Here is a 26771-nt window from a genome sequence, read left to right as displayed (position 1 = left end):
TCAGGACTTCAGGTTGGATCGGACGAGGAAGCGCGAGAGCGCCAGCACGATGAAGGAGATGACGAACAGGATGAAGCCGAGCGCCAGGAGGGAGTCGAGCTTCAGGGAGCCCTGCGCTGCCTCGGGGAACTCATTGGCGATGGTCGAGGCGATGGTGGCGCCGGGCGCGAACAGCGAGGCCGAGAGACGCGTCGCGTTGCCGATCACGAAAGTCACGGCCATGGTCTCGCCGAGCGCGCGTCCCAGGCCGAGCATGATGGCGCCGACCATGGCCGTGCGGCCGTAGGGGATCGAGACGTTCTTGTAGACCTCGTAAGTGGTCGCGCCGATGCCGTAGGCCGATTCCTTCAGCATGGGCGGCACCGATTCCAGCGTCTCCACGAACATGGCCGTGATGAAGGGCAGGATCATCACCGCCATGATGAGGCCGGCGGTGAGCATGCCGCCACCGAGGGCGGGGCCCTGGAACAGCGCGCCCAGGACGGGGATCGGCCCGAACAGCTCGATCAGCGGCGGCTGCACATAGGCCGCCATGAGCGGCGAGATGATGAAGAAGCCCCACATGCCGTAGATGATGGAGGGCACCGCAGCGAGCAGCTGGATCGCCACGCCGATGGGCCGGCGCAGGCGCTGGGGCGCAATCTCGCTGAGGAAGAAGGCGATGCCGAAGGACAGCGGCAGCGCGATGATGACGGCGATGACGGCGCTGAACAGCGTGCCGTAGATCATCACCAGGGCGCCGAAATTCTCGGTCACCGGGTTCCAGGTGGAGTTCCAAAGGAAGTCGAGGCCGAAGGCATGGAACGCCGGAAGCCCGCCCTCGAAGAGCATCGCGATGATAAGCCCGAGGAGGACGAGCACGAAGATGCCGCATCCCCACAGGAGGCCCACGAAGATGGCGTCTGCGGTGCGTCCCACCGCCTTTGCCGATCCGATCGGCGCGACCAGGGCTCCCTTGGGGCCCGCGCCGGTACCACTCATCGTCGCGTCCATCTGGTCCTTCCCCCGCACGCGCTTCAAAAAAGCTTTAGGCCGGACCCCGGCCGGGCAAGAGGAGCGCCGCCGAAGGCGGCGCTCCCGTCAGTTTCCATAGAATGGGCGATACCGCCCGTTCAGTTCGACCAGACGGCCTTGCCGTCGACCTTCACCTCGGTCTTCCAGGCTTCGCGCACGCGGGCCGCCACGTCCTTCGGCAGCGGGATGTAGTGCAGCTTCTCGGCGATGGGGGCGCCATTCTCGAAGGCCCAGTCAAAGAACTTGATGACCTCGGCCGCCTGCTCAGCCGACTTCGGCTCCTTGGGGAGGAGGATGAAGGTGGCGGACGTGATCGGCCAGGTGGCATCACCGGGGGTGTTGATCATGGACGCGGCGAAGTCCTTGGCGCCGGCCCAGTCCGCATTGGCGGCAGCCGCCTGGAAGGCGGGAACGGTCGGCGACACGAACTTGCCGGCCTTGTTCTGGAGCTGGGTGGTGACGAGGTTGTTGGCCGAGGCGTAGATGTACTCGACGTAGCCGATAGCACCCTTGGTGTTCTTCACCGTGCCGGACACGCCCTCATTGCCCTTCCCGCCGGCGCCCGTCGGCCAGGAGACGGAGGTGGCGGCGCCGACCTTCGACTTCCACTCGGGGCTCACGTCCGCGAGATAGGAGGCGAACACGAAGGTGGTGCCCGATCCGTCAGAGCGGTAGGTGGGGACGATGCCGAGGTTCGGCAGGTTGAGGCCGGGATTGAGGTCGGCAATGGCCTTGTCGTTCCACTTGGTGATCTTGCCGAGATAGATGTCGGCGAGCACCGGGCCGGTCAGCTTCAGCTGGTTGGCGGCGATGCCGTCGAGGTTCACGATGGCGACCACCGAGCCGATCACGGCCGGGAACTGGAGGAGCTTCTGCTGCGCGAGCTTCTCGGTCTGGACCGGGGCGTCGGACGCGCCGAAGTCCACGGTGCGGTTGAAGATCTGGGTCTGGCCGGCGCCCGAGCCGATGGACTGGTAGTTGAGGCCCGTGCCGGTCTTTTCCTTATAGGCAACGGCCCAGGACTGGTAGACGGGGGCGGGGAAGGTCGCGCCTGCGCCGGTGATGTCGCCAGCGGAGGCGCCGCCGGCAAACAGCGAGCCAGCTACGGCGATCACGCCGAGAGCGGTGGTGAGCTTCACGATAATTCTCCTTGCCAATTCGGTTGCCGCTGCGGCAGGCGCCGGGGCAACACTGGGCTCAGGACTCTTAGCCCCGGCGCGCCAAGGTTCTATGACGTGCCCATGACACGAAAATGACAGACTACGCTGTTGACTTGTCGAGTCTTTTTTCCGGGTTCGGCAAAGCTTCCAGGCGGACGGAAAAGATTGCGCCCGCGCCCAGCTCGCTTTCCACGCCCAACCGGCCCCGGTGGCGGGCCACGATATGCTTGACGATGGCGAGCCCCAGCCCTGTACCGCCCTGGTCACGGCTCGCCGCAACGTCCACCCGATAGAAGCGTTCGGTGAGGCGGGGCAGGTGCTCCGGCGGGATGCCGGGGCCGAAGTCGCGCACGCTCACCACGGCCGTGCCGTTCTCCCGGGCGAGGCGCACCTGCACCTTCTTTCCGGGGGCGCCGTACTTGAGGGCGTTTTCCACGAGGTTCTCGAACAGGCGGATCAGCTCGTCGCGGTCGCCCAGCACCTCCAGATCGGGGGCCTCGCGCACCTGCTCCAGCTCCACGCCCCGATCGCCGGCCAGCGGAGAGAGGGTGTCGCAGACGTGGGCGAGGATGGCGCCGAGGTCCACCTTGGTCTGCGGCTGGACGTGGGCGTTGAGTTCGATGCGGGACAGCGAGAGCAGGTCGTCGATGAGCCGCGACATGCGCCGCGCCTGCGCCGCCATGATGGCGAGGAAACGCTCGCGCGCGGGGGCATCGTTGCGGGCCGGGCCTTGCAGCGTCTCGATGAAACCGGAGAGGGAGGCGAGCGGCGTGCGCAGCTCGTGGCTGGCGTTGGCCACGAAATCGGCCCGCATCTGCTCCACCCGGCGCTGCTGGGTGAGGTCGCGGAAGGTGAGCAGCACCGCGTCCGGCGCGCGCTCCGGCGAGACGTGCAGCCGGAGCGGCACCACATGCGCCTCCAGCCAGCGGTCGAGGGGAATGCGCTCGGCGAATTCCACCCGCCGGGGCACCCCGTCCGCCGCCGACGCGCGCACCGCGTCCAGCACCTCGGGCACGCGCACCACGAAGGACAGGGGATCGCCCACCCGCGTCGGGCCGAGGGCGAGGGTCACGCGCTGGTTGGCGGTGATGATGTTGCCGGCGGCGGAGAGCAGCAGCGCCGGTTCGGGCAGCGCCGCCACCACCGCGCAGGCCTGCGTGTCCCGCGGCGGAGGGGGCGGGGTCGGCAGGGGTGTCACCACCGGCACCGGGGCCGGCGGCGCCGGCCGCAGCGACACGGCGAGCGCCACCAGCAGCGCCGCCGTCAGCAGCGCCACCACCGGATCGACCGCGCCGGCCACCGCCCCGCCGATGACCGCTGCCGCGATGGCAGCGAGCCACACAATTCTCCAACGCCCGATGCGGCCCGGTGGAAGGAAGGGGTCCGCCTGCACGGCCGGGGCGGGCGGCGGGGAAGGCTGCGCGGTGGAGGGCTGAGGGGTGGAGGGTTGAGGGGTGGAGGGGTGGGTCGTGCGCGGCGTCTCCGCCGGCGCAATGGAGGGAGCCGGCGGTGGAGCGGGCTCGGGCGGGGGCGCGAGCGTCGATGACGTGAGGGCGGGCGCGGCCGGGCCGGGCGCGGCTGGAGCCGGGGCAGGCGAGGGGGCAGCGGGCGGGACAACGGGCTCGACCGAAGGCTGGCCGGACGTTCCCGCCGGCTGGGCACGTCGCTCCGACGCCCGGCGCTCCCGCACGGGCCTCTCCTGATCGCGCGTCGTCTCGCTCATCCCTTGCTCGCGAGACTCCTGCTCGCGGCCGGCCTGCGCGGGCCCTTCCGGCATCATCCTGGCGCGCCCTCCCTTTCGCGGCATTCTACACGGCCTCGCTGCTTCTTTCCGGCGCATTTCGCGAACGCCTGCCGAGCCGCCCGCCTGTGGCGAATCGCCCCGGGATGTCGGCCCTTCGTTTGAAGGGTGATGCTCGCGCCCCTCCAAGAAGGCATTACGACAGCCGGCCCTCCCGATATTTGATCGAGCGCGGTTTTCGCCAGCCGTGCGCCGTCGCGTCGGCGATCAAGGTACCTTCGGCAGAGTGCTTCGGGCCGCCCGCGCGGCCTGCCGGTGCGACATGCCTTGCCCAACAGGCATGCCCATCTGCTATGAGGGGACGGGGGCGGAGGAATTGCCGATGGCTCAGGATGACCGGCGCCGGGCTGGCGGGTGCGGCCGCCGTGCAGTCGCGGGTATTGCGCGGCCGGCTTTCGCCATTCTGGCCGGTACCATGGTCGCCCTGCTGTCGCCGGTCTCGCCCGTGCGTGCCGATCCGGTGCCGCTGCCCAGCGCTGATTTTGCCCTGAAGGCCAATTTGAAGCGCGGCGGCACCCTCGATCTCGCTCACAGCCAGGGCCGCATGCGGGTGGAGATCCAGAAGCCCAACATCCCCGGCAGCATGGTGGGCATCATCGATCTCAAGGCGCGCAGCATGGTGGTGCGCACGCCCAACCTGCCCAACATGGCGGTGGAGATCGAGCTGCCGCCCGAATACGTGCTCGGCGCCCTGTCCGGCACCGGCCTCAGGGTGGGCGAGGATACGGTGGCGGGCGAGGCCTGCGACGTGTGGAAGGTCGATCCGCAGATGAAATCCGCCCTCGGCGCCACCACCGCCTGCATCACGCCGGACGGCATCGCCTTGCGCACGACAGTGGAGATCAAGGGCGCGAAGCACACGGTGTTCGAGGCGACCTCGCTCACCCGCGCGCCGCAGGATCAGGCGCAGTTCCAGCTGCCGGCCGGCATCCAGGTGATGAAGGTGCCCAAGGGCAAGATCGGCGCCGCCCTCGGCATTCCGGGCCTCGGCGGACCGGCCGAGGCACCGGCGGCTCCGCCGCCCGCCACGACCAAGCCCTGAGCGGCTCGGCCGAAGGGTCCGGGTGAAGGTCCTTACCCGAACGTCATCGCCACCGGCACATGATCGGACGGCTTGTCCCAGCCGCGCGCGTCCTTCAGCACGGTCATGGCGCTGGCCGAGGGCGCGAGGCTTTCGGACGCCCACACATGATCGAGCCGGCGGCCGCGATCGTTCGCGGTGTAGTCGGGCGAGCGGTAGCTCCACCAGGTGAACAGCTTCTCCTGCGGCGGCACGAAGCGGCGCATCACGTCCACCCACGGGCCGGAGGCCTGGAACGCGCCGAGCCGCTCCACCTCCACCGGCGTGTGGCTGACCACCGTGAGCAGCTGCTTGTGGTTCCACACGTCGGTTTCGAGCGGGGCGATGTTGAGGTCGCCCACCACGATGGCGTGCCCGTCGCCGGCCGCGTCGGCCTTCAGCGCCGGCCACGCCGTCACCTCGTCGAGGAAGGCGAGCTTGTGGGCGAACTTGGGGTTCAGCTCCGGGTCCGGAATGTCGCCGCCCGCCGGCACGTAGAAATTATGGATGGTGAGGGGTTTGCCGAGCGCGTGCGCGCCGTCCAGAGTCACCGCGATGTGGCGGGCATCGCCCTTGCCGCAGAAGGCGCCCTTCTCAATGCGCGCGAAAGGCCGCTTCGAGAATGTCGCCACCCCATGCCACCCCTTCTGCCCGTTGAGCGCGATGTGGGGGAAGCCCAGATCGCGGATCGCATTCAGGGGAAACTTGTCGTCCTGGCACTTGGTCTCCTGCAGGCACAGCACATCCGGCCGCAGCCGCTCCAGGGCGGCGCGCACGATGTCGAGGCGGATGCGGACGGAATTGATGTTCCAGGTGCAGACGGTGAGGGACACGGGCAATGGCAGACTGAAAAAGGGCGGGAGGATCGAGCCTTACACCTGCGCGGGCGGGGGAGGCAAGGACGGGGGGCTGGTGAGCTGCCATCGCACCCCGGACGCATGCAGCGACAGCGGAATGCGAGCCGGGGTCGAGCGCAAGACTCGCCGAAGGCGCTAGCGAACCTGCCGCCCTCAAGCTTTGCCCCGCTGCGCGGGGCGTCGTGCGCTGGCCCCCGGATCAGCGCTCCGGCTGGCGCCGTCGCTTGTCCGGGGAGCTCCTCTGCCCACCATTTCGCCTTGCCGCCTCTCGCGGCAGGCCTACACTGAAGCCTTTCCAGTGGCCGCGTTTTTTCCGACGCCTCGTTCTTTGATGGGTTCATTGCCATGCACAACAAGCGGCTTGAGGCCCTGCGGGCCAGCCCCGGCGCGGAGCGGCGGCCGGCGGATCTGGAGATCATCGCCTCCCAATATGCCATCAAGTTCCGGAAGGTGACGGGGACCCATGTGGTCTTCATCCACCCCGCCGTGCCGGACTGCGTGGCCGTGCCCATGAAGGCCCCCATCCGCGCCGCCCATGTGAAGGCGTTCGTCGCCATGGTGGACCGCATGGATGACGGCACCGCGCCGGTGCGCCTGCGCACGCTGGCGCCGGGCACCGCGGTGGACCTCGCCGCTTATCCCGCGCAGGTCGCGCCGCTCCCGGAGGCGGAGGGCGGCGGGTTTGCCGTGCGCTTTCCGGATGTGCCCGGCTGCCTCGGCATCGGCGCGACGCCGGAGGCGGCGGAGGCGGACGGGCGGCTGGCGCTGTTCGCCGCTATCGATGCCCTCAAGGCCGCCGACCGCGCCCCGCCCGAGCCGGACGCGATGCAGGACACCAAGGCGGAGGCGTGAACGATGCCGGCTCAGCCGCGCCTGGCCCGCTCTTCGAGGAAGGCGGACACCGTGTCGAGCAGGCGGATGGCGCCCGGCAGCTGGGCGTGGGCCTCCGCCTGTTGCGGCGTCTCGGGCTCCAGCGTCCGCCACCACACGATGAGGCGATGGACCAGCGCGCGGCCGGGGATGGCGTCGAACGGCACGCCGGGAAAGCCATCGAGCCCGAACGCCGCCTCCACCTGCCGGAGGCATCCGTGCACATAGACATGATCTTCCGTTTCCAGCTGGAACGGCGCCTCCGGCGCGCGGCGCTCCATGCGCACCTCGCTCAACTCGGGAATGTAGTCCGCCTTGGTCACGCCGCCTCCGTCGGTTTCCGGCTTCGTCCGGGCGTAGCAGGAACGGTGCCAAGGGGGTGCGTCTGATGCGTCGCGACGATCCCACCGCCATCGCCGCCGTGCCGGCCGAGCCCGTCGCGGGCGGCTTTCGGGTGCTGGTGATGCGCGAGCTGGCGCTGGACGATGGCCCGCCGGCCTATGCGGTGATCGGCCAGACGCTGCTGCGCGCCCCGCCGCGCAGCATCCGTCACGGCGTCGCCTTCGCCCTCGCCGTCGGGCCGGAGGTGATGGCGTGGCTCACCGCCACCCTCGGCCGCCCCGCCTGGCGCGATGAGGCCGGCGAGACGCGGCGTAATCCGCGCTGGCCGGCCCTCGCCTGGCATCGCGCCCCGCGCGACTGGCCGGGCGGCACGCGCACCACGGAATGGAGCGCGGACATTGTTTTCCCGCAGGAAGCCGACCGCATCGCCTTCGCGCACGCCTTCGGCGATGCGCTCGACGGGCGGGAAGCTGTGTCGCAAACCGCCTGAGGTCCGATTTTTGCTTCGCGAGCCAAAGGCCCGCGCGCCCGTTTCATTGATGGCTTTTGGAGATCCTTCCATGTCGGATGTCGTCGAAACCCGCTCCATTCTCACCGAAGCCGAATTCGACCAGCCGGTGGATGTGGTGTGGCGCGCCATCACCGATTCCGAATGGCTCGCGGTGTGGTTCTTTCCCAACGACATCCAGCCGCTGGAAGGGCACAAATTCACCATCTGGGGCCGGCCCATCGAGCGGTGGGACGGCGAATTCCAGTGCCAGGTGACGCGCTGCATTCCCGAAAAGGAGCTGTCGTTCAGCTGGAAGGGCGGGCACGAGGAGCTGAAGGGCTTCGGCCATTACATCGACACGCTGGTGACCTGGACGCTGACGCCCACGCCCTCGGGCGGCACCCATTTCCGCTTCTTCCACGACGGTTTCGGCACGGACGGCGCCAATGACGGCGTGTTCGAGATCATGTCCAAGGGTTCGCAAAGCGTGCTGCGCACCCTCACCCGCCGCCTGCCCGACCTCATCGCCCACGGCGCGTGAGGAAAATCGCACACGATGGCGCCATGGCCGGGAACCGCCGCCATAAGGCCGCGTTGACTATCCGGCTGATGATGCCGGCCTCCGCAGCGGAGGTGGTAGCCGACGAACGGAGACGACCATGGGCCAGAGCCGATCTCTGAACACCCCGACCTCTCTGCGGATCGTGATTGGTGATGCCGAGACGCGGGTGTCCAGCGTCGAGGACGTGGTGAAGTTCCTGCGCCAGCAGGAAGCCGACGATCTCGCCGATTTCCTCATGGCCGAGCGCAGCGGCGCCAACAAGCCGAGCCTCGGCGATGTGTGCGCCCGCATGGAAGCCCTCTGCGCGATGGTGTGAGGGCGAGCCTTAGGGCTGGCCCGGCTCCCATCCCGGCGGAGCCAGTTCAAATCCCGCGAAATCGAAGGCCGGCGCCACGGTGCAGCCGACCAGCGTCCAGGCGCCAAGGCTTTCGGCCGCCTGCCATGCGAAGGGCGGCACAACGCCCTGCGGCCGCTCCCCGGCCGCCAGATCCGGCCCGAGCAGAAGATCGCGCCGGTCCCCGCCCGCGGCGATGGACAGCCTCAGCGGCGCGCCGGCATGCCAGTGCCAGATTTCCGACGCATCCACCTTGTGCCAGTGGGAGCGCTCGCCCGCGCGCAGCAGGAAATAGATGGCCGTGGACGCACCGCGCCCGCCATCCGGTGCCGTCTCGCGAAACGTTTCCCGAAAGAACCCGCCTTCCGGGTGGGGCTGTAGCTCCAGCAGGGCGATCACCGCCTCCGCGGTGAGCGAGGCGCGGTCCGTGTCCCCCATCGCCTCAGCCCTTGAAGCTGTTCTTGCGCTCGCGCAGCGCGGTGAACACCTCGGCCGGGTCGGCGCCGGACATGTCCAGACGCTCGGCCATGGCCGGATCGTCCGCGCGCAGGAAGGGATTGGCCTTCAGCTCGTCGCCGAGCTTCGAGGGCATGGTCGGCTCGCCCTTGGCCCGCTGCTCCTGCGCCTTGGCATACATGGCCGCGAGGTCCGCATTGTCCGGATCGACCGAGAGGGCGAAGCGGCCGTTGCCGAGCGTGTATTCGTGGCCGGAATAGACATCCAGGTCTTCCGGCAGCACCCGGAGCCGCTGCAGCGACTGCCACAGCACCGGCGGCTCGCATTCCAGCGCCCGCCCGCAGCCGAGGGTGAACAGGGTGTCCCCCGCGAACAGCAGCTTCTCGCCTTCGAACAGATAGGAGGCCGGGCCGGCGGTGTGGCCGGGGGTTTCCAGCACGCGGCCCACCAGCGAGCCCACCGCGACGGGATCACCATCCACCACAGCCACGTCGAGGCCGGGAATGCGGTCCGCCTCCGCCTTGGGGCCGACCACGGTGGCGCCATAGCGCGCCTTTACCGCCGGGATGCCTTGGGTGTGGTCGGCGTGGTGGTGGGTGACGAGGATATGGGTGAGGGTCCAGCCTTCCTTCTCCAGCGCCGTCATCACCGGGCCGGGCTCGGGCACGTCCACCACCGCCGTGGCCTCGGTGACGGGATCGTGGATGAGGACGGCGTAATTGTCACCGAGGCAGGGGATCAGGCGGATGTCGGCCGGCACTGTGTCGATCTCCGGGAGGGGACGGTCTTGACGGCTCGGGTTGCGGACCCGGCGCGCATGATCCTCTATTAAGGGGGCGAGCGGAAGTGTGGCCGGCCGGCCGCTGTCCACAGCGAGGGTGCATGTTTCTCGACGTCGTCGACCTGCGCAATTTCTACGCCCAGCCCGTGGGAATCATGACGCGCCGCCTGCTCGGCCGCGCCATCCGCGCCCGCTTCGACAATGTGGCCGGCATGCGGGTGCTGGGGCTCGGCTACCCGACGCCCTATCTCGGCGTGTTCCGCGAGGAGGCCGAGCGCTGCCTCGCGGTGATGCCGGCGGCGCAGGGGGTGGTGCGCTGGCCCTCCGCCGCGCCGACGCTGGCCACCCTCGCCGACGAGACGCTGCTGCCGTTTCCCACCTCCAGCATGGACCGGGTGGTCATCGTCCATGCGCTGGAGATGACCCCCAATGCCGCCGAGATGCTGCGCGAGGTCTGGCGCGTGCTGGCGCCGGGCGGGCGGCTTCTGGCGGTGGTCCCCAACCGGCGGGGCGTGTGGGCGCGGCTCGATACCACCCCGTTCGGCAACGGCCGGCCCTTCTCCCGCGGACAGGTGGTGAGCCTCCTGCGCGAAGCCCTGTTCACGCCGGTGGGGTGGGACGAGGCGCTCTATGCGCCGCCGAGCCGCTGGTTTCTGAATACGGCGGTGGCCTGGGAGCGCATCGGCGCCCGCCTGTCGCTGCCCTTCTCCGGCGTGCTGGTGGTGGAAGCCACAAAGCAGCTCTACCGCCCCGTCGCCGTCCGCCGCCCCAGCCGCATCGCCGAACCGGCGCTGGAGCCGGTGCTCGTGCCGGGCGGGGTGCCGGCGGGGTGAGGTTGCGGTGAAGGTGACGGGAAGCCATATTTCCGTCCATCAGGAGTGAAGCTCATGGCCCGCATCAATCGTGCCGAAGCCCGCACGGTGCCCGCGACCAAGGTCGCCGGGCGTCGCAAGGGTTTGCGCGCGCTGCGGCTGTGGGTGCCCGACACCTCCCAGCCCGGCTTCGCCGAGGAGTGCCGCCGCCAGTCGGCCCTGGTCGCCGGTGATGCCGCCGAGCGGGATGTTCTCGATGAGATCGAGGCTGTGGCCGATCACTCGGGCTGGCAGTGAGGCGCCCTACCGCTCCCGCGTCAGCAGAAACACCGCCTGTTCGCCGAGCAGGTTCCACACCCACCACGGCATGGTCACGCGCACGCGGTGGCCGGATGAGTCCAGCGCCACGGCCTTTTCGATGCGCGCGTCCAGCACCTCCACCAGGGCCACGAAATCGCGGATGGTGCAGAAGTGGATGTTGGGGGTCTCGTACCAGGCGATGGGCATGTTGTCCGTCACCGGCATGCGGCCGTTGACCAAGAGGTCGAGGCGCGAGCGCCAATGGCCGAAATTGGGGAAGGACACCACCGCCCGGCGGCCGATGCGCAGCATCTGTTCCAGCACCCAGCGCGGCCGGCGGGTGGCCTGGAGGGTCTGGGACAGGATGACGTAATCGAAGGCGTCGTCGGGATAGTGGGCGAGGTCCACGTCCGCGTCGCCCTGGATGATGGCGAGGCCGCGCGCCACGCCGGCGTTGACGCCCTCGCGCGACAGTTCGATGCCGCGTGCATCGCAGTTGCGGGTGGTGGCCAGAAGCTCCAGCAGCGCCCCGTCGCCCGAACCCACGTCCAGCACGCGCGAGCCGGGGGCGACCATTTCGGCCACCACCACGAGATCGACGCGCCCGCCCTGGTCGCGGACGGCGCCTTCATCCAGCACCGGCTGGCGCAAGGCGAGGCTCACGCGGTCCTCCCGGCCGGCAGGCCGAGGGCGCGGGCCGCGCTGTCGAGGAAGCCGCGGGCGATGGCGAACAATTGCGGCTCCTCCAGAAGGAAAGCGTCGTGGCCCTTGTCGCTCTCGATCTCGGTGAAGGAGACGCTGGCCCCCGAGGCGTTCAGCGCATGCACGATGGCGCGGGAATCCTCAGTGGGGAACAGCCAGTCCGAGGTGAAGGAGGCGACGCAGAAGCGCGTCTTCGAGCCGCGGAAGGCGTTGGCCAGCACGCCGCCGTAGTCCGCCGCGAGGTCGAAATAGTCCATGGCGCGCGTCACGTAGAGATAGGAATTGGGATCGAAGCGCTGCACGAAGGATTCGCCCTGGTGGCGCAGATAGCTCTCCACCTGGAAATCGGCGTCGAAGCCGAAGGTGGGCATCTCGCGGTTCTGCAGCCGCCGGCCGAACTTGTTGTGCAGCGACTGGTCGGACATGTAGGTGATGTGCGCCGCCATGCGCGCCACCGCGAGCCCGCGATGGGGCGTCACCCCTTCCGCCAGATAGCGCCCGCCTTGCCAGTCGGGATCGGCCATCACCGCCTGCCGGCCCACCTCGTGGAAGGCGATATTCTGCGCCGAGTGCCGCGCGCCGGTGGCAATCGGCATGGCGGAGAACACCCGCTCGGGATAGCTCGCCGCCCATTGCAGCACCTGCATGCCGCCCATGGAGCCGCCGGCCACGCACAGGAGCTTTTCGATGCCGAGATGGTCGAGCAGCATGGCCTGCGCGTTCACCATGTCGCGAATGGTCACGAGCGGCATGTCGAGGCCGTAGGGCCGCCCGGTCGCGGGATTGGTGGAGGCGGGGCCGGTGGTGCCCATGCAGCCACCGAGCACATTGGCGCAGATAACGAAGAAGCGCTCGGTATCGATGGGCCGGCCCGGACCCACCATGGTCTCCCACCAGCCGGGCTTGCCGGTGACGGGATTGAGGCTCGCGGCATGCTGGTCGCCGGTCAGCGCGTGGCACACCAGCACCGCATTGGTGCCGGCGGCATTGGGCTCGCCGTAGGTCTGGTAGCCGATCTGCAGGTGGTTCAGCTCGACGCCCGCGTCCAGCCTGAGCGGGGCACCGGCACCGAATCGCACCACGGGGGAATGGGGCTCGTCCGCCTCGCGCCGCGCCTCGGCGGCTGTGTTCGGGGCGACGTCCTTCCGGGCGAAAGATGTCATGGGCGAACCAAGCGACGCCCCGGCGCCCGTGTCAAGCACCCGCGCCGCGCGCGGGCCCCGAGCTAGCTGCGCGCCGCGGACATGGCGACCGCGTCGCCTTCCACCACGTCGGCGGTGGCTTCCGCGCCCATCAGCACGAGAAGCTTGGCGCGGGCGCGGTTGACGCGGCTCTTGATGGTGCCGAGCGCGCAGCCGCAGACCTCCGCCGCCTCCTCGTAGGAGAGGCCCGCCGCGCCCACCAGCACCAGCGCCTCGCGCTGGTCGTCGGGCAGCCGGGCGAGGGCGTCCTTCAGGGAGGTGAGGGTGGCCGACCATTCCTGGCTCGGACCGATGTTGGTGTCCTGCTGGGCGAGGGCCGCCATGCCGTCGTTCTCGCGCCGGCGCTTGCGGATCTCGGTGTAGTAGGTGTTGCGCAGGATGGTGAACAGCCACGCGCGCAGGTTGGTGCCGGGATCGAACTTGTCGATGTTGGAGAGTGCTTTCAGCAGCGTCTCCTGGACAAGGTCGTCAGCCTCGGTGCGATTGCGCGTCAGCGATCGCGCGAAGGCGCGCACCGCTGGAAGGAACTCCAGCACCTGCGTGCGCAGGGCGGCATCCATCTCTTGGCGGGTCCTTTCGCTCGGCGCGGGCAGGTCCATCAGGCGGCCTATTCTTTCCGGCAATCGTGACTTTTGTGGCGACGTGCCCGCCCCGGGCTTTCCATCGGCCGGGCGGGGATCAAAGCTCAGCCCGAGGGGCCAGCTTTGGCGTAACCTTGAGATAACGCTGCGGCTGCGCTTCCGGTTCCCGCCCGCAGCACCGCTGCGGACGGCGAATCTGGCCTCAGCCTATCTGAGGCCGCGCGATCAGGCGCCGCCGTTGCCAGTGCCGGTGGTCTGGCCGCTCTTCTGGCCGCCCTTCTGCCCCGCCTGCGAGGCGAGGGTGCGATCCCGCGAGAAGCTGCGCTGCTCGTCGGCGACGCTCTGGCCGCCCTTGCGACCGGCCTCGGCAGCCAGCGTGCGATTCTGGAAGAAGCTGCGCTTTTCGGCCGGAACGCTCTCGCCCCCCTTGCGCGCGATGGCCCGCTGCTTTTCCGCGTCCATCGCCGCAAAGCCGCGCTGGGAGGTGCCCTTGGTTCGCGCCTTGTCCATGTGCCCTTTTCCTCCGACTGCGATCGGCCGCTGGTTGCGGCACCCGGCCGGTTCGCCCGGTGATGAGTGCCGGAGCGCGAACGGCCCGCACTGAAGCCAATAGGCCGCCTTCCGGCCGGTGGGATGGCCAGGACGGTCCAAGGTGTAACGAAGCCGGAAGGGCTGTGGTTCCAAGGAAATCGCGCTTTCGTACGGGCCTACGCGCGCGAGGCGCCCTCCGGCGCTGTGGTATCCGGGGAAGCGATTGAGGGACAAGGGAAATCCCCGACGATCACCAGGGCGTCGCCGGAGTGGTCGCGGGTGAGGGTACCGCCGAGCTGGGTGGCGAAACCGCCGGCGAGGCCGGACGGCTCCTCCGGCGCGTCGGCGGCGCCGGTGAGCACGAGGCGCAGCCGATCGGCTTCCACCGAGCCGGTGATGAGCACGCCGAGGGAGGTGCTGCCGGGCCGGAGCGACAGGCCGAGCACCAGCTCCACCACCATCAGGGCGAGGGGAACGGCCATGTCGGTGGGCAGCCGCGTCTCCTCGGCCTCCACCATCAAGCGCAGGTGCTTGTCGGAGGAGCCTTCGATCAGCGAGGCGAGTTCCCCGAGCAGTTCGCTGAGACGCACCTGGGAGCCGTCGCTCGCCTCGTAGAGGATGCGGTGGACCAGGGCGAGGGTGTTGACGCGGGTGCGCAGCTGGTCGAAGCGCTTCCTGTCCTCGCCCTTGCCAATACCGCCGCCGTAGAGCGACAGCAGGCTCACCACCACCTGCAGGCTGTTCTTGATGCGGTGGTGGATCTCGCGCACCAGCGCCGTTTTCTCGGCGAGGTTCTCGCGCAGGCGCGCATCCCGCTGCCGCACGGCATAGGCCATGTGCTCCACCGACTGGCCGAGCATGCGGAATTCGCTTGGCGCCGAATCGAGCCGCGTCGGCCGGAAGCCGTAGTGCCCTTGCGCATAGACCGCCGTGACCCGGCGCAGATAGAGCAGCCAGCGCAGCACGATGCGGTCCACCGCCACCCACAAAGCGATGAGCGAGGCGACCATCACCAGCGCCGGCAAGGCGAAGCTCGCCGCCACCGTCACCAGGGTCCAGCCGAACAGGCTGTCGGACGGGGAGGCATAGGCCACCACCATGCCCTCCCGCCCGAGGGGGGTGGTGGCATAGGTCCAGCGCCGGCCCGATGGGTCGGTGCTTTCCCGGAGCGCGTTGTCCGGAGTGGCGAACGGGGCGGCCTGGAACAAGGCGCCGCTGAGGGTGCGCGAGTTGGAGACCAGCTCCTCGCCTGACGCGGAGAAGACCGCGACCACGCCATCGGTCGGCGGCACCTGCTGGCGCAAAAGATTGTCCAGCCAGCCGATCTCGATGCCCAGCGCCAAGCCGCCCTCGAGCCGGCCCGATGCATCGCGCAGGGGCAGGAGGCCCACCAGCACGTCGCGGTTGGCGGCGGTGCTCCGCACCCGTCCCGACAGGCTGAAGCCGGGCTGCCGGACGGCCGAAAGCCACCAGGCGTCGTCGCTCATGTCGGTATCGGTGGTGGGCAGCGCGGAGCAGGTGACGCGGCCGGCGGCGTCGATGACACCGATATTGGCCACGAAGGGCAGGGAAATGGTCGCGCCCCGCAGCGTCGCCCGGCAGCTTGGGCCGGCGCTGCGCACCTCTTCCACGTTCTGGAGCGCGTAGAGCACGTTTTCCGCCGAGGCGATGACGTTCTGCTGGGCGGCGGCGGCGGCCAGAGCATGGCGCAGCAGGTTCTGGCGGGCGTCCTCCTCGGCGGCGGACAGCTGCATCACGCCCTGCACGATGTTGAGGGCGGCGATGGGGGCGAGGGCCAGAAGCACCATCAGGATCAGGCGCCGGCGCACGCTGTCGAACAGCGTGCGCGGCCGGGCGCCGGCCGAGCCGAACAGACCGCCACCGTCGCGCGCACCGTCGCGCGCGCCCGCCGCGTCGCCGGAGCCGGCTTCACGGCCCGAAGCGCCCCGCCACAGGCGTTCGCGCGACGTTTCGCGCGACCCCCCCTCGCGGGATTTGGCGGACTGCGCCCGTTCGAGATCCATCGCCGCTCCGCCAAAACGCCTTACCAGTACAAAGCGCCGCCGCCCCGACGGCGTGCCCGATCACAACCCGACCCGTCCTCGATATCTCACACCGCGTCGCCTGCGGCGGCACCCCGACGCAAGCAGCCTGTCCTGACGCCCGCACCGCCGACCCGAATGACGCCGCGAGGCGCCACCGGACCCGGCGACGACGGTCGCGGGGGACTGGCTGTCGCCAGCACGCAACCGGGAGGATAGACCGCGAGAAGGGGTCCTTCCCCGACGCCCGAGCGGCCGCTTTTCCTTCTGCCAGGGAACGTCCTGCGCTCCCGGCGGGTTCACCTTGAATGCCGCATGCCGCTACGGTCGCGGTCAAGGTTCCGCTCCCGCAGGGCTCGCTTCGGACTATAATGCGATTTGCGGCGGGCCGGTTCCATCGGGGTGGAACTTGTCGCGCACGCAAGCGTTACCGGGGTTTGGCTTCAACTTGGCCCGAACCACGGTGGCGCAGGCTACGGTGGTTCACAAGGCCATCCGCTTGGTCCCGTACAGCTTGGCAGGGAAAATTCCGCATGGCTTCCAATCCGCTCATCAAGCAGCTCCCGTTCCTGCGCCGCTATACGCGCGCCCTGATGGGATCGCAGGCGGCCGGCGACCTCCTGGTGCAGAACACCCTGCAGGCGATCCTGGACGGCAAGGTCGCGGTCGATCAGGCCGTCTCGCCGCGCGTCGCGCTCTACAAGGCGTTCCACGAAACCTGGAACCGCCAGTCCTCCGGCGGGCAGGTGCCGTCGCGGGCGGACGCCCGGCTTCAGGCCATGGACCCGTCCTCCCGCGTGGCGCTGCTTCTGACCGCCATGGAGGGTTTCTCCTTCGCCGAGGCCTCGACCATCCTCGGCACCACCCTCTCCGACGTGGAGGCGCAGGTGATCTCCGCGCAGCGGGAAATCGACCGCCAGCTCGCCACCCGCGTGCTCATCATCGAGGACGAGTGGGTGATCGCGCTCGATCTGAAGACCCTCGTCACCGAGCTTGGTCACGAGGTGATCGGCGTCGCCCCCACCCATTCCAAGGCGGTGGAGCTGGCGCAGGGCGGAAACTTCGGGCTGGTGCTGGCCGACATCCAGCTCGCCGACGGTTCGTCCGGCATCGAGGCGGTGACGGAGATCCTCGCGAGCTTCAACGTGCCGGTGATCTTCATCACCGCCTTCCCGGACCGCCTGCTCACGGGCGAGCGGCCGGAGCCGACCTATCTCATCACCAAGCCCTTCCTCACCGAGACGGTGAAGGCGACGGTGGCGCAGGCGCTGTTCTTCCACGAGGCCCGCGCCCAGCCGGAAACCGCGCGCAGCGCCTGAGAAGGACCGCGCGCGCGGTCCTGACGAAGATCTGCGCGGAAATCGCGCGGACTACGAACTTTCCCGGGCACGCAATTGCCCTGTCGGTCGTTACACTCCCGAGCGGACCCGGAGCGGGACGCCTCCGGCCATCCGGCCGGCGCCAGCTCCACCGCGCTTCGTGACAAACCCTGCCGGAGACAACCATGGTCGACAAGCCGCAGATCGTGACATCCCCCGCCGCTTCCTCGGCCTCCGCCGCCGAGGCCAGCCTGCACGACGTGAAGTCTGACCTCGACCAGCTCAAGGCCGATTTCACCAAGCTGCTGGAGACCCTCGGCAAGACCGCCAAGCATTCCGTGAAGGGTGCCAAGGGTGACGCCGAGAGCGCCGCCGGCGAGGTGGGCGACTGGGCCGAGGAGCAGGTTCTGACCCTGCGCGAGAGCATTCGCGAGCAGCCCATCACCGCCTGCGCCATCGCCGCCGGCGTCGGCGTCATCCTCGGCCAGATCCTGCTGCGCCGCTGACCGGAGCCGGTCGATGTGACCGGCCCTCCCGTTTGAAACCAAGTCATGGCCGGGCGCGTCCCGGCCATTTGCTTTGAGGGGCCGTCTTTTATTCCGCCATCCGGAATCCGAGCCGCTCCAGCGCCGCCACCAGCGTCGCGCCGTCGTAGGGCTTGGAGATGACGCCCACGTCCGAGCGATCGCCGAACAGCCCGGTCAGGTCCTGCGTCGCGTAGCCCGAGGCGACGATGACCGGCAGGTCGGGCGCGATCTCGCCCAGCCGGCGCACCACCTCGTCGCCGCGCATGTCCGGCAGGCCGATGTCCACGATGGCGAGCACCAGCGCGTCGCGGCCGATGTCGGTCCTGGCGGCGCGGGCGTGCGCGAGCGCCGCCTCGCCGTGGGAGGCGATGGTGACCTTGAAGCCCTGATCCTCCAGGATCTGGCTGGCCACCATGGCGACGAAGGGCTCGTCCTCCACCAGGAGGACGGCCCCCCGCAGGGCGGGTTCGTCCAGCATTCCGTTCACCTTGGCGACCATGTCGGACTGGCTGTAGGGCTTGGTCAGGAGCTTCATGCCCGGATCGAGCCGCCCCTGATGGACCACCGCGTTGCGGGCGTAGGCGGTGGTGAACAGCACCCGCGCGCGCGGCATGCGCCGCTTCATCGCGTCGGCGAGGCCGCGTCCATCCATCCCGTCGCCGAGCCGCACGTCGGTGAAGAGGAGGTCCGGGCGGGCGCCGCGCGACACCGCGTCGAGTGCGGCCGAGGCGTCCGCCGCCTCGATCACCGTATGTCCGGCCTCCCGGAGCGAGGCGGCGCCGAGGGCGCGGAGCTGGTCGTCATCCTCCACCATCAGCACGGTGGCGGGGGCGGTCCGGGTTTCGGTGTCGGCGCGCGCGGGGGCGGGCTCGGCCGCGGCGGCGCCGTCCTCCAGCCGCGGCAGGTAGAGTTTCACCGTGGTGCCCTCGCCGCGCTCGGAATAGATCATCACATGCCCGCCGGACTGCTTCACGAAGCCGTAGACCTGGCTGAGGCCGAGCCCGGTCCCGTCCTTCGGGCCCTTGGTGGTGAAGAAAGGCTCGAAGGCGCGGGCGCGGACGTCCTCCGACATGCCCATGCCGGTGTCGGTGACGAAGATCGCCACGTACTGGCCGGGCGACAGGTCCTCGTGCGCGGCGCAATAGGCCTCGTCCAGATAGGCGTTGGCGGTCTCGATGGTGAGCTTGCCGCCCTCGATCATGGCGTCACGCGCGTTCACCGCGAGGTTGAGGATGGCATTCTCCAGCTGGTTGTGGTCGATCTCCGTACGCCACAGCCCGCCGGCGAGCACGGTCTCCACCATCACCCGCTCGCCCAGCGCGCTGCGCAGCATGTGGGACATGCCGGTGACGAGGCGGTTGGCGTCGGTCGGGCGCGGGTCGAGCGGCTGGCGGCGGGAGAAGGCGAGCAGGCGCTGGGTGAGGACGGCCGCCCGGAGCGCGCCCTGCCGGCCGTAGTCGAGGAAGCGGCGGATTTCCTCGGTCTTGATCTCCTGGGTCCGGGTGTCGTTCGGATCGGACGGCACCCGGCGCTCGGCGGCCTCGATGTTGCCGATGATGATGGTCAGCAGATTGTTGAAATCGTGCGCGATGCCGCCGGTGAGCTGGCCGACCGCCTCCATCTTCTGCGCCTGCCGGAGCTGGGATTCGGCCCTCAGCCGCTCGTCCATCTCCTGCTTGAGCAGCGAGTTTGCCTCGGCGAGCTGCATGGTGCGGGCGGCGGCGAGGCGCTCCAGGTCCTCGTTGGTGCGCGACAGCGCCTCGCGCGCGGCGACGATCTCGGAGATGTCGGTGCAGCTGCCGTACCAGCGGTCCACCCGCCCGTCCTCGTCGCGCACCGGCACGGCGCGGCACAGGAACCAGCGGTAGCTGCCGTCCTTGGCGCGGAAGCGGCATTCGCGCGAGAAGGGATTGCCGCTGGACAGGCTCGCGTGCCACGCGCCCATCACGCCGCTCTTCTCTTCCGGATGGAGGAAGGCGTGCCACTCCACCACCTCGCCGGGCGGCGGCTCGACGCCCGTGTATTCGGACCAGCGGCGGTTGTAATAGTCCCCTGAGCCGGTGGGGGCGGAGGTCCACACCATTTTCGGCAGCGCCTCGGCCAGCAGGCGGTAGCGCTGCTCGCTGGCGGCGATGGCCTTCTCGGCGCGTTTGCGCTCGGTGATCTCCACCACGATCATGCCGACGAGGCTGATGCCGGCGCCATTGGTGCGCACCGGAAAATAGCTGACGAGGAAATGCCGCCACATGCCGGGCAAGGCGGGCGTCGCGCCTTCCAGCTCCACGTCGGCGATGACCTCGCCGGTGGCGAGCACCCGCTCCAGCGATGGCGTCACAGCTTGGGCCAGCTGGGGCAGAATATCGGTGAGGGAGCGCCCGGCATGCTCGCCGGCGGGGATGCCGTCGATGCGGGCCAGCATCTCGTTGACGCGGATGAAGCGCTGCTGCGCGTCGAAGAAGGCGAAGCCGACGGGAGCGTGGGCCAGCAGGGCCTCGAGCGTCGCCACCACGGCGGTCTGCTCGCTCGCCGCCGACAGCAGAGCGGCATGGGCCGATTCCAGCCGGCGCAGGACCGTGCGCACCAGGGAAGCGATGCCCCAGACGGCGATGGCATTGACGGCGAATGAGAGGAGAGAGGCCAGCGGCGAGCTGCCGGCGCCGCCGTTGCCGGCTTCCGGCAGCAGTGCCGCATTGACGCCGGCAACGAGCGCGACGGAGGCAAGACCGATCTTCGGCCCGCTGACCAGCGACACGACGATGATCGCTGGCAGCTGGAACAGGTAGGGCGGAAAGTCGATCACCCACAGGAGAAGGCCGAGACGAATCGCCAGCGCCCCGCCGATGACGGCGCCGGCGAAGGCGAGACGCCACCAGAGGGGCAGCGGCTCCGCGATAATTCTCAGAAGGAGGCCGGCGGGGCCTCGACTGGCCAGGTTCATCCCTGCTCCCTGTGGCGATCGGGCCGCCACATTGCCCCCGCAACTGCCGCGGGATCAACCGCCGCTGGCCTTGTTCGTTCTGCTCCGGCCGGGACGCCGGACGTGACGATGCCGGCCCGGGCCATGGGCCCGGACCGGCAGGTGCTTTAATTCCAGAGGCTTGCGGAGAGAGAGGCCATCACAGCACTCTCTCCCGGAGGCCGATTGGGATCAGCGGGCGGCCGGAGCCGTGGCCGGCGGGGTGGTGGCCGGACGGTTGTTGTTGTTCACGCTGCCGGTGGTGGCCGGGGTGGCGTCCGCCTCGGTGAAGGTCGGGGCGTTCTTCAGCTCGTCCTTGGTCTTGCGCAGCACCATACGGTTATTGCCGTCCATGCGGGAGACCTCGACCGACTGGAACGGCACCGCCACATCCTTCTCGCCGATGCCGAGGAAGCCGCCGACGCCGATCACCACGGCCGCTACATTGCCCGCGCGGTCGATCACGAGATCATTGATCTCGCCGAGGTTCTCGTCGGCCGGGCCGCGCACGGCGGTGCCGATGAGGTTGGACGCCATGTGCTGGTCGGCCATCTGGCGCGTCACGAAGGTGGGGGCGGTGGCGGCGGAACTGCTGGCGGCGCCCATGGTGCCGGTCGGGGCGGCCGGGGTCGCCTGAGGCGCGGTGGTGGAGGGTGCCGCGGTCTGCGCCATGGCGGTGGTGGAAAGAAGAACAGCCGCGGTCGCAGCGTAGATCGGCATCATCTTCATGTCATCCTCCTCGTGGGAACGGGTTATAGCCCTATGGCCCTGTTCAAGATGCACCGAAGCACTTGCCATGCGCGCTATCGCGCGAAGCTATGCCGTCGTATGCCTGAAATGGTGCGCGGGCTCGACTGGCCTGCGCGCAAAGACAAGTTGAAGTCGTGAGGCTTAAGTCTTGTCTCCGCTGGCCTATCAACTCGAACCGCGCCGCGCGGTTCCCTGACGGGGGACGCTTCTGCGAAGAACTTGGAATGGTTGACTAAGAAACCAGTTCAATGGTAGTTTCTTAGTCAACAAATGAGGTGCCCATGGCTTCCGCCCCTCCGGTCCCCGATCTCACCCGCCATCTCGGCTTCTGGCTGCGGCGGGTGTCCAACCACGTCTCCCACGCCTTTTCGGTCCGGCTGGCGGGGCGGGGCGTGACGGTGGCCGAGTGGGCCCTGATGCGGGCGCTCTACGACCGCGCGCCGCACCCGCCCAGCCGCATCGCGGAGGAGATGGGCATGACGCGCGGCGCCATCACCCGCCTCGCCGACCGCCTCATCGCCAAATCCCTGCTGGTGCGCACCGCCAGCGCCAGCGATGGCCGCGCCCAGACGCTGGCCCTCACCGAGGCCGGCCGCGCACTCGTGCCGGACCTTGCCGCCCTCGCCGATGCCAACGATGCCGCCTTCTTCGACGGCCTGACGGCGGCCGAGCGGGAGACGCTGGAGCAGCTTCTGCGGCGGGTGGCCGAGCACGGCCGAATGACCGCCGTTCCCGTGGAATGACTGCCCGAGAGGAAGCCAAATGACCGGAGAGCAAACCGCCGCCGCACGGGCCTGCCTCGCCGCGGCCGAGAGCGACACCGCGACCTTCCCCGCCATCGTCGGGGCCCTCGTCGGCGCCGGGTTCGAGAGCTATGCGGTGGACTTCCGCCGCGCCGCCGCCACCTATTACCTGCCGAGCGGCGACAGCCTGGAACTGCCCACCCACAAGGCGGCGACCGCCATCGCCCCCGCCCTCGACGACGCCGGGCTCACCGCCGCCATTCGCGAGGCCCAGCAGCAGGCGCCCGGCTACACCTATCGCGGCTTCTGCGAAAAGGCGGCGGCGGCCGGCTGCGCCGGCTACATCGTCTCCTTCCCCGGCCGCCGCGCCGTCTATTTCGCCCGGACGGGGCAGACGCATGTGGAGCTGTTTCCGGGGTCGTGAGGGGCTTCCTGCCGATCGGGCCATTCTCCTGCCTTGCACCGTGGCGGTTCGCATGGCACAGGCGAAAGGAGCCCGAGCCCCGCCCCGAGCCCAGGATTTAGAGGCATGTTCCGCACCCTCTCCGACTTCATCTCCGACATCACCGGAGGCCAGCGCGAGGCCGCCGCCTTCGACGAGACCGACTATCGCCTCGCCGCCGCGGCCCTGCTGGTGCATGTCATGTCCATTGACGGGGCGGTGACGCCGGAAGAGCGGGCGGTGCTCAAGACCATCCTTGCCGGCCGCTTCGCCCTTGACGAGGCCGAGACCGAGCAGCTGGTGGAGATCGCCATCGCCAAGGACGCCGAGGCGGTGGATCTCTATGCCTTCACCAGCGTGCTCAACCGGGCGCTGGACGAGGAAGGGCGCCTGCGCATCGTCGAGATGATGTTCGAGGTGGCCTATGCGGACGGTGGCCTCTCCGAGTTCGAGGACAATCTCGTCTGGCGCGCCGCCGAGCTGCTGAACGTCGGCTCCCGCGACCGCATCCGCATCCGGCGCGAGGTGCGCGAGGAGACCGAGGGCGGCGAGCCGCCGGTCTGAGCTCAGGCTCGATCCTCATGGTATCAGAGGGGGTTTTCGGGGCTGACAGCGCCGAACGGCATCGATACCCCGCCTGAACCCGTCCCGAACGGTGCCGATATCGCCTTGAGGGTTCGGGTGTCAGCTGCCCGTCACAGGCCCCTCATGTGGCTGCGCTAGTCTCCCTCGAAAATCGCGAGGGGGGATAAATTCATGGACGCGCGCACGCCTTTTCCCGCCATCCGCGGCATCGGCTATTCCATCCGCTCGGCATCGCCCGAGTTCGACGATCTCCCCGCCGCCCTCGACGAGGCCGAGCGTCTGGGCGTTGATTTCGTTGAGCTTCCCGCCTTCGCCTGGACGCTCGTGGTGGACGGGCGGGTGCTCGAGGACCGCCTCGACCGGCTGGTGGCCGCCACCCGCGACCGGCCCTTCGGCTACACCGTCCATGGGCCGCTAGCCATCAACCTGATGTCCCCCAGGGAGCGCCTCCCCCGCCACGAGGCCCTGCTGGACGCCATGATCTCCATAGCCGGCTCATTAGCCGCCCCCCACCTGGTCCTCCACTCCGGTTGCGTGCGGGGGGACGATGATGTGGCGGTGGCCTATGAGCGTCAGCGCAACGCTCTGCTGCGGGCCGGCGACAAGGCCGGGGCGGTGGGCGTAACTCTTTGCGTCGAAAACATATTCCGCTTCGAGACCATGCGCGAGACGGCGCTGCCCTCGCGCCTCGCCGGGGAGCTGGACGCCATCGATCACCCCCACGTCCGCGCCACTTTGGACGTCAGCCACGCCCTCCTGCGTGCCACCGACGCAAGGGTGGATTTCGCCGCCGAAATCGCCGCTCTGGCGCCCTACGCCCGCCATGTCCATGTCCACGAAAGCTATGGCAGGCCTCAGGAAAGTTGGGCCATCGACGACGCCGAGCGGGCCGGCCTAGGCGAGGGGGACCTCCACCTCCCGCTCGGCTGGGGCGGCATCGACTGGGACCTCGTCACCCGCCGCTGCGCCTTCCCGGCCGGCACCATCGTGAATCTGGAGCTGAACCGCCGCTACTGGCGCGAGCTGCCGGACCAGATCGTGCGTCTGCGCGCCCTCGCGGACAGCTTTGCCTCGCGCGCCAGCGCCACGGCCTGAGGCGCGTGCGCTGCGGCAACGGGGCCCAGCCGCGGATGCCGCACTGCACATTCAGGTCCTTGATTCAACGTAGTTATTTTATCGCGCCGGTGCTCCCCTCCGACGCCAAATCGACTAGCTTGGCGGCGAAGGAGTCCGCCCATGCCTGTCGCCACCAAGCCCGAATACAAGTCCGCCCCACAGCCGGAAGGCGGCGCGGACGGCCTGTTCATGTCCTCCAGCATGCGCGGGTTGCTGAAGCGATGGGGCGTGTTCATCGCCGTAACAGTGATCGCGCTCGCCTGCCTTCTCCTCTCCTTCACCTCCCACCAGGCGTGGCTCATCGCCTTCTGCGTCCTCTTTCCCCTTGTTCTGGTTGGTATTTTCGACGTCACCCAGTCCGAGCACTCGCTGCTGCGCAACTACCCGGTGATCGGTTCGGTGCGCTGGATCTTCGAGGCGCTGCGCCCCTATCTGCGCCAGTATCTGATGGAGGATGACCAGTCCGGGCGGCCCTATAACCGCGAGGACCGCTCCGTCATCTACGCCCGGGCCAAGAACGAGGAGGACCGCCAGCCCTTCGGCACCGAGCTCGACACCTATGCCGCCGAGTACGAGTGGATGACCCACTCCCTCGCGCCCGCGCCGGTTTCCCACGAGCCGTTCCGGGTGACGGTGGGCGGCAGCGCTTGCGCAAAGCCTTATTCCGCATCGGTTCTCAATGTCTCCGCCATGAGCTTCGGCTCACTGGGCCGCAATGCCATCGAGGCGCTGAACCTCGGTGCCAAGGGCGCCGGCTGCTATCACGACACGGGCGAGGGCGGCCTCTCGCCCTATCACCGCATCCACGGCGGCGACATCGTGTGGGAGCTGGGCTCCGGCTATTTCGGCGCCCGCAACCGCGACGGCACCTTCTCGCCCGAGCGCTTCGCCGAGCGCGCCACGGACCCCCAGGTCAAGATGGTGGAAATCAAGCTTTCCCAAGGCGCCAAGCCGGGTCACGGCGGCGTGCTGCCGGCCGCCAAGGTGACGCCGGAGATCGCGGAGATCCGCGGCATTCCCTTGGGCGAGGACTGCATTTCGCCGTCCCGTCACTCCGCCTTCTCGACGCCGGCGCAGATGATGGAATTCATCGCGCAGCTGCGGGAACTGTCGGGCGGCAAGCCGGTGGGCATAAAGCTGTGCGTCGGCCATCCCAGCGAGGTGTTCGCCCTCGCCAAGGCCATGGTGAAGACCGGCATCCAGCCGGATTTCGTGGTGGTGGACGGGGCCGAGGGGGGCACCGGAGCCGCGCCGCACGAGCTGGCCGATCACCTGGGAATGCCGCTCCGCGAAGGCCTCATCCTCATGCGCAATGCGCTGGTCGGTACTGGCCTGCGGCAGGAGGTGCGCCTTGCCGCATCGGGCAAGGTCACGTCCGGCTTCTCCATGGCCGCCAACATGGCCATCGGCGCCGACTGGTGCAACGCGGCCCGGGCTTTCATGTTCTCGCTGGGCTGCGTCATGTCCATGCGCTGCCACACCGGCACCTGCCCGACGGGCGTGACCACCAACGATCCCCACCTCCAGCGCGGTCTGGTGGTGGACGAGAAGGCGGAGCGGGTGGCGAGCTTTCACCGGCACACGGTTCATGCGCTGGCGGAACTGGTTGCGGCCGCCGGGCTGGAGCATCCGGGAGACCTTCTGCCCCATCACGTCTGGCACCGGGTGAGCCCCATCGAGGTGAAAGCGCTCGACCGTATCTACACCTTCCTGGAGGCCGGAATCCTCCTCGACGCGCCGGACGAGACGCCCTACGCGGCCGAATGGCACGCCGCCGACGCCGACAGCTTCGCGCCCCGCCAGACGGTGGGTCCCCGCCGCGCCGCCTGAGCCCGGCGGAAGGTCGAGCCTTGCGGGGGCAGGGGGCGCCCCCCATATGCAGCCTGTCGGGATGCCGCAAGGGTTCCGGCGGGCATGGCCGGATAGGTGCATGCCCGGCAATGCAAAGTCGCTTGACGAGGGCTTTGGCCGATGTCGCGGATGTCTTCCCTGTCGTCCCCCTTTCTCCTGGGGTTCGACGAGGTCGAGCGGGCGCTCGACCGGGTGACCAAGAGCACGGACGGGTATCCTCCCTACAATGTGGAGAGGATCGAAGCCGCCGGTGAGCCGTTGCGCCTCAGGATCACCCTGGCGGTGGCGGGCTTCACGGCGGAGCAGCTTGAGGTCGTGCTGGAAGAAAAGGAGCTGACCATCCGGGGCCGGCAGGTCGAGGAAGGTCAGGGCCGTATTTTCCTGCACCGGGGGATCGCCGCCCGGCAGTTCCAGCGCACCTTCGTGCTTGCAGAAGGCATGAACGTGCTGGGCGCCGAACTGAAGCATGGTCTCCTGTCGGTCGATCTGGTTCGCCCCGAGCCTGCTCGCCACGCCAAGCGCATCGACATCGTCTCCCGCTCCTGAAGGGGAGGGATGCCGCGTTTGCCAGGAGTAGAGGAGTAG

Annotated in this window: 29 protein-coding genes; 15 read left to right on the top strand and 14 right to left on the bottom strand. The window is 69.2% G+C overall.

What is annotated here, in order from left to right; all coding sequences use genetic code 11:
- The 3 genes from pstC to V5F63_RS24525 form a co-directional block, all read right to left on the bottom strand.
- On the bottom strand, positions 1 to 993 hold the full coding sequence (pstC, locus tag V5F63_RS24535; protein WP_209486800.1) for a phosphate ABC transporter permease subunit PstC: 993 nt from the start codon (positions 991 to 993) through the stop codon (positions 1 to 3).
- Positions 994 to 1112: 119 nt separating this feature from the next.
- Positions 1113 to 2153: a phosphate ABC transporter substrate-binding protein PstS gene (gene pstS / locus V5F63_RS24530; protein ID WP_209486798.1), complete on the bottom strand. Its 1041-nt coding sequence runs from the start codon at positions 2151 to 2153 to the stop codon at positions 1113 to 1115.
- Between the two features lie 121 nt (positions 2154 to 2274).
- Complete coding sequence (locus V5F63_RS24525) at positions 2275 to 3516, bottom strand: ATP-binding protein (RefSeq protein WP_394102830.1); 1242 nt, start codon at positions 3514 to 3516, stop codon at positions 2275 to 2277.
- A gap of 781 nt (positions 3517 to 4297) precedes the next feature.
- On the opposite strand from V5F63_RS24525, the gene V5F63_RS24520 reads away from it, so the two are divergent.
- Positions 4298 to 5017 (top strand): hypothetical protein, encoded by a 720-nt coding sequence (locus V5F63_RS24520; protein WP_209486796.1) that lies wholly within the window; start codon positions 4298 to 4300, stop codon positions 5015 to 5017.
- A 32-nt stretch (positions 5018 to 5049) separates the two neighbouring features.
- On the opposite strand, the gene V5F63_RS24515 is transcribed toward V5F63_RS24520, so the two are convergent.
- The gene (locus V5F63_RS24515) at positions 5050 to 5868 is read right to left on the bottom strand and encodes an exodeoxyribonuclease III (protein WP_394102831.1); all 819 of its coding nucleotides are present in this window, start codon (positions 5866 to 5868) and stop codon (positions 5050 to 5052) included.
- Between the two features lie 369 nt (positions 5869 to 6237).
- On the opposite strand from V5F63_RS24515, the gene V5F63_RS24510 reads away from it, so the two are divergent.
- Positions 6238 to 6744 (top strand): type II toxin-antitoxin system HicB family antitoxin, encoded by a 507-nt coding sequence (locus V5F63_RS24510; RefSeq protein WP_394102832.1) that lies wholly within the window; start codon positions 6238 to 6240, stop codon positions 6742 to 6744.
- 11 nt (positions 6745 to 6755) lie between these two features.
- On the opposite strand, the gene V5F63_RS24505 is transcribed toward V5F63_RS24510, so the two are convergent.
- Positions 6756 to 7085, bottom strand: a complete 330-nt coding sequence (locus tag V5F63_RS24505; RefSeq protein ID WP_394102833.1) for a hypothetical protein — start codon at positions 7083 to 7085, stop codon at positions 6756 to 6758.
- A gap of 65 nt (positions 7086 to 7150) precedes the next feature.
- Here V5F63_RS24505 and V5F63_RS24500 point away from each other — a divergent pair, with 65 nt between their 5' ends.
- The 3 genes from V5F63_RS24500 (at position 7151) to V5F63_RS24490 (ending at position 8472) form a co-directional block, all read left to right on the top strand.
- Positions 7151 to 7594: a hypothetical protein gene (locus V5F63_RS24500; RefSeq protein WP_394102834.1), complete on the top strand. Its 444-nt coding sequence runs from the start codon at positions 7151 to 7153 to the stop codon at positions 7592 to 7594.
- Between the two features lie 70 nt (positions 7595 to 7664).
- Complete coding sequence (locus V5F63_RS24495) at positions 7665 to 8135, top strand: SRPBCC family protein (RefSeq protein WP_394030249.1); 471 nt, start codon at positions 7665 to 7667, stop codon at positions 8133 to 8135.
- 118 nt (positions 8136 to 8253) lie between these two features.
- Positions 8254 to 8472 carry a hypothetical protein gene (locus tag V5F63_RS24490; RefSeq protein WP_209486785.1) on the top strand — a complete coding sequence of 73 codons (219 nt, stop codon included), beginning with the start codon at positions 8254 to 8256 and terminating at the stop codon, positions 8470 to 8472.
- A gap of 9 nt (positions 8473 to 8481) precedes the next feature.
- Here the strand turns inward: V5F63_RS24490 and V5F63_RS24485 are convergent, their stop codons facing one another.
- Together V5F63_RS24485 and gloB are read right to left on the bottom strand one after the other, a co-directional pair.
- A complete protein-coding gene (locus tag V5F63_RS24485; RefSeq protein WP_394102835.1) occupies positions 8482 to 8928 on the bottom strand; it encodes a cupin domain-containing protein in 447 nt (148 codons plus the stop codon).
- A 4-nt stretch (positions 8929 to 8932) separates the two neighbouring features.
- Positions 8933 to 9706, bottom strand: coding sequence for a hydroxyacylglutathione hydrolase (gene gloB, locus V5F63_RS24480; protein ID WP_394102836.1), 774 nt, complete (start codon positions 9704 to 9706; stop codon positions 8933 to 8935).
- 122 nt (positions 9707 to 9828) lie between these two features.
- Between gloB and V5F63_RS24475 the strand changes: the two genes are divergently transcribed.
- Both V5F63_RS24475 and V5F63_RS24470 read left to right on the top strand, forming a co-directional pair.
- Positions 9829 to 10560 carry a class I SAM-dependent methyltransferase gene (locus V5F63_RS24475; protein WP_209486775.1) on the top strand — a complete coding sequence of 244 codons (732 nt, stop codon included), beginning with the start codon at positions 9829 to 9831 and terminating at the stop codon, positions 10558 to 10560.
- Positions 10561 to 10614: 54 nt separating this feature from the next.
- Positions 10615 to 10836, top strand: a complete 222-nt coding sequence (locus tag V5F63_RS24470; protein WP_394102837.1) for an antitoxin MazE family protein — start codon at positions 10615 to 10617, stop codon at positions 10834 to 10836.
- Between the two features lie 6 nt (positions 10837 to 10842).
- Here the strand turns inward: V5F63_RS24470 and metW are convergent, their stop codons facing one another.
- The 5 genes from metW to V5F63_RS24445 form a co-directional block, all read right to left on the bottom strand.
- Entirely contained in the window at positions 10843 to 11502 is a 660-nt protein-coding gene (gene metW / locus V5F63_RS24465; RefSeq protein WP_348634282.1) for a methionine biosynthesis protein MetW, read from the bottom strand.
- Positions 11499 to 12704 carry a homoserine O-acetyltransferase MetX gene (gene metX / locus V5F63_RS24460; RefSeq protein WP_209486771.1) on the bottom strand — a complete coding sequence of 402 codons (1206 nt, stop codon included), beginning with the start codon at positions 12702 to 12704 and terminating at the stop codon, positions 11499 to 11501. The genes metW and metX overlap by 4 nt, the downstream gene beginning before the upstream one ends.
- A gap of 62 nt (positions 12705 to 12766) precedes the next feature.
- Entirely contained in the window at positions 12767 to 13303 is a 537-nt protein-coding gene (locus V5F63_RS24455) for a sigma-70 family RNA polymerase sigma factor (RefSeq protein ID WP_209486769.1), read from the bottom strand.
- A 246-nt stretch (positions 13304 to 13549) separates the two neighbouring features.
- Positions 13550 to 13834: a con-10 family general stress protein gene (locus V5F63_RS24450; RefSeq protein WP_209486767.1), complete on the bottom strand. Its 285-nt coding sequence runs from the start codon at positions 13832 to 13834 to the stop codon at positions 13550 to 13552.
- Positions 13835 to 14031: 197 nt separating this feature from the next.
- Positions 14032 to 15879 carry a sensor histidine kinase gene (locus tag V5F63_RS24445; protein ID WP_394102838.1) on the bottom strand — a complete coding sequence of 616 codons (1848 nt, stop codon included), beginning with the start codon at positions 15877 to 15879 and terminating at the stop codon, positions 14032 to 14034.
- A gap of 551 nt (positions 15880 to 16430) precedes the next feature.
- Here V5F63_RS24445 and V5F63_RS24440 point away from each other — a divergent pair.
- Together V5F63_RS24440 and V5F63_RS24435 are read left to right on the top strand one after the other, a co-directional pair.
- On the top strand, positions 16431 to 17216 hold the full coding sequence (locus V5F63_RS24440; protein WP_209486763.1) for a response regulator: 786 nt from the start codon (positions 16431 to 16433) through the stop codon (positions 17214 to 17216).
- Between the two features lie 185 nt (positions 17217 to 17401).
- Positions 17402 to 17722, top strand: a complete 321-nt coding sequence (locus V5F63_RS24435) for a hypothetical protein (RefSeq protein ID WP_209486761.1) — start codon at positions 17402 to 17404, stop codon at positions 17720 to 17722.
- A gap of 88 nt (positions 17723 to 17810) precedes the next feature.
- On the opposite strand, the gene V5F63_RS24430 is transcribed toward V5F63_RS24435, so the two are convergent.
- Together V5F63_RS24430 and V5F63_RS24425 are read right to left on the bottom strand one after the other, a co-directional pair.
- Positions 17811 to 20681, bottom strand: coding sequence for a hybrid sensor histidine kinase/response regulator (locus V5F63_RS24430; protein ID WP_394102839.1), 2871 nt, complete (start codon positions 20679 to 20681; stop codon positions 17811 to 17813).
- A gap of 210 nt (positions 20682 to 20891) precedes the next feature.
- The gene (locus V5F63_RS24425) at positions 20892 to 21428 is read right to left on the bottom strand and encodes a PRC-barrel domain-containing protein (RefSeq protein ID WP_394030238.1); all 537 of its coding nucleotides are present in this window, start codon (positions 21426 to 21428) and stop codon (positions 20892 to 20894) included.
- 302 nt (positions 21429 to 21730) lie between these two features.
- Between V5F63_RS24425 and V5F63_RS24420 the strand changes: the two genes are divergently transcribed.
- The 6 genes from V5F63_RS24420 (at position 21731) to V5F63_RS24395 (ending at position 26732) form a co-directional block, all read left to right on the top strand.
- Positions 21731 to 22192 (top strand): MarR family winged helix-turn-helix transcriptional regulator, encoded by a 462-nt coding sequence (locus V5F63_RS24420; RefSeq protein WP_394102840.1) that lies wholly within the window; start codon positions 21731 to 21733, stop codon positions 22190 to 22192.
- 19 nt (positions 22193 to 22211) lie between these two features.
- Positions 22212 to 22616 carry a DUF1398 domain-containing protein gene (locus tag V5F63_RS24415; protein ID WP_394102841.1) on the top strand — a complete coding sequence of 135 codons (405 nt, stop codon included), beginning with the start codon at positions 22212 to 22214 and terminating at the stop codon, positions 22614 to 22616.
- A 105-nt stretch (positions 22617 to 22721) separates the two neighbouring features.
- Positions 22722 to 23198 carry a tellurite resistance TerB family protein gene (locus tag V5F63_RS24410; RefSeq protein ID WP_209486750.1) on the top strand — a complete coding sequence of 159 codons (477 nt, stop codon included), beginning with the start codon at positions 22722 to 22724 and terminating at the stop codon, positions 23196 to 23198.
- Between the two features lie 192 nt (positions 23199 to 23390).
- Complete coding sequence (locus tag V5F63_RS24405; protein WP_394102842.1) at positions 23391 to 24314, top strand: sugar phosphate isomerase/epimerase family protein; 924 nt, start codon at positions 23391 to 23393, stop codon at positions 24312 to 24314.
- Between the two features lie 141 nt (positions 24315 to 24455).
- Positions 24456 to 26165 (top strand): FMN-binding glutamate synthase family protein, encoded by a 1710-nt coding sequence (locus V5F63_RS24400; RefSeq protein WP_245327275.1) that lies wholly within the window; start codon positions 24456 to 24458, stop codon positions 26163 to 26165.
- A 141-nt stretch (positions 26166 to 26306) separates the two neighbouring features.
- Entirely contained in the window at positions 26307 to 26732 is a 426-nt protein-coding gene (locus V5F63_RS24395; protein ID WP_209486746.1) for an Hsp20 family protein, read from the top strand.
- The last annotated feature ends 39 nt before the right edge of the window (positions 26733 to 26771 follow it).

The organism is Xanthobacter wiegelii, assembly GCF_043193855.2.
GTDB lineage: Bacteria > Pseudomonadota > Alphaproteobacteria > Rhizobiales > Xanthobacteraceae > Xanthobacter > Xanthobacter flavus_A.
This window is presented reverse-complemented; position numbering and strand designations above follow the sequence as displayed.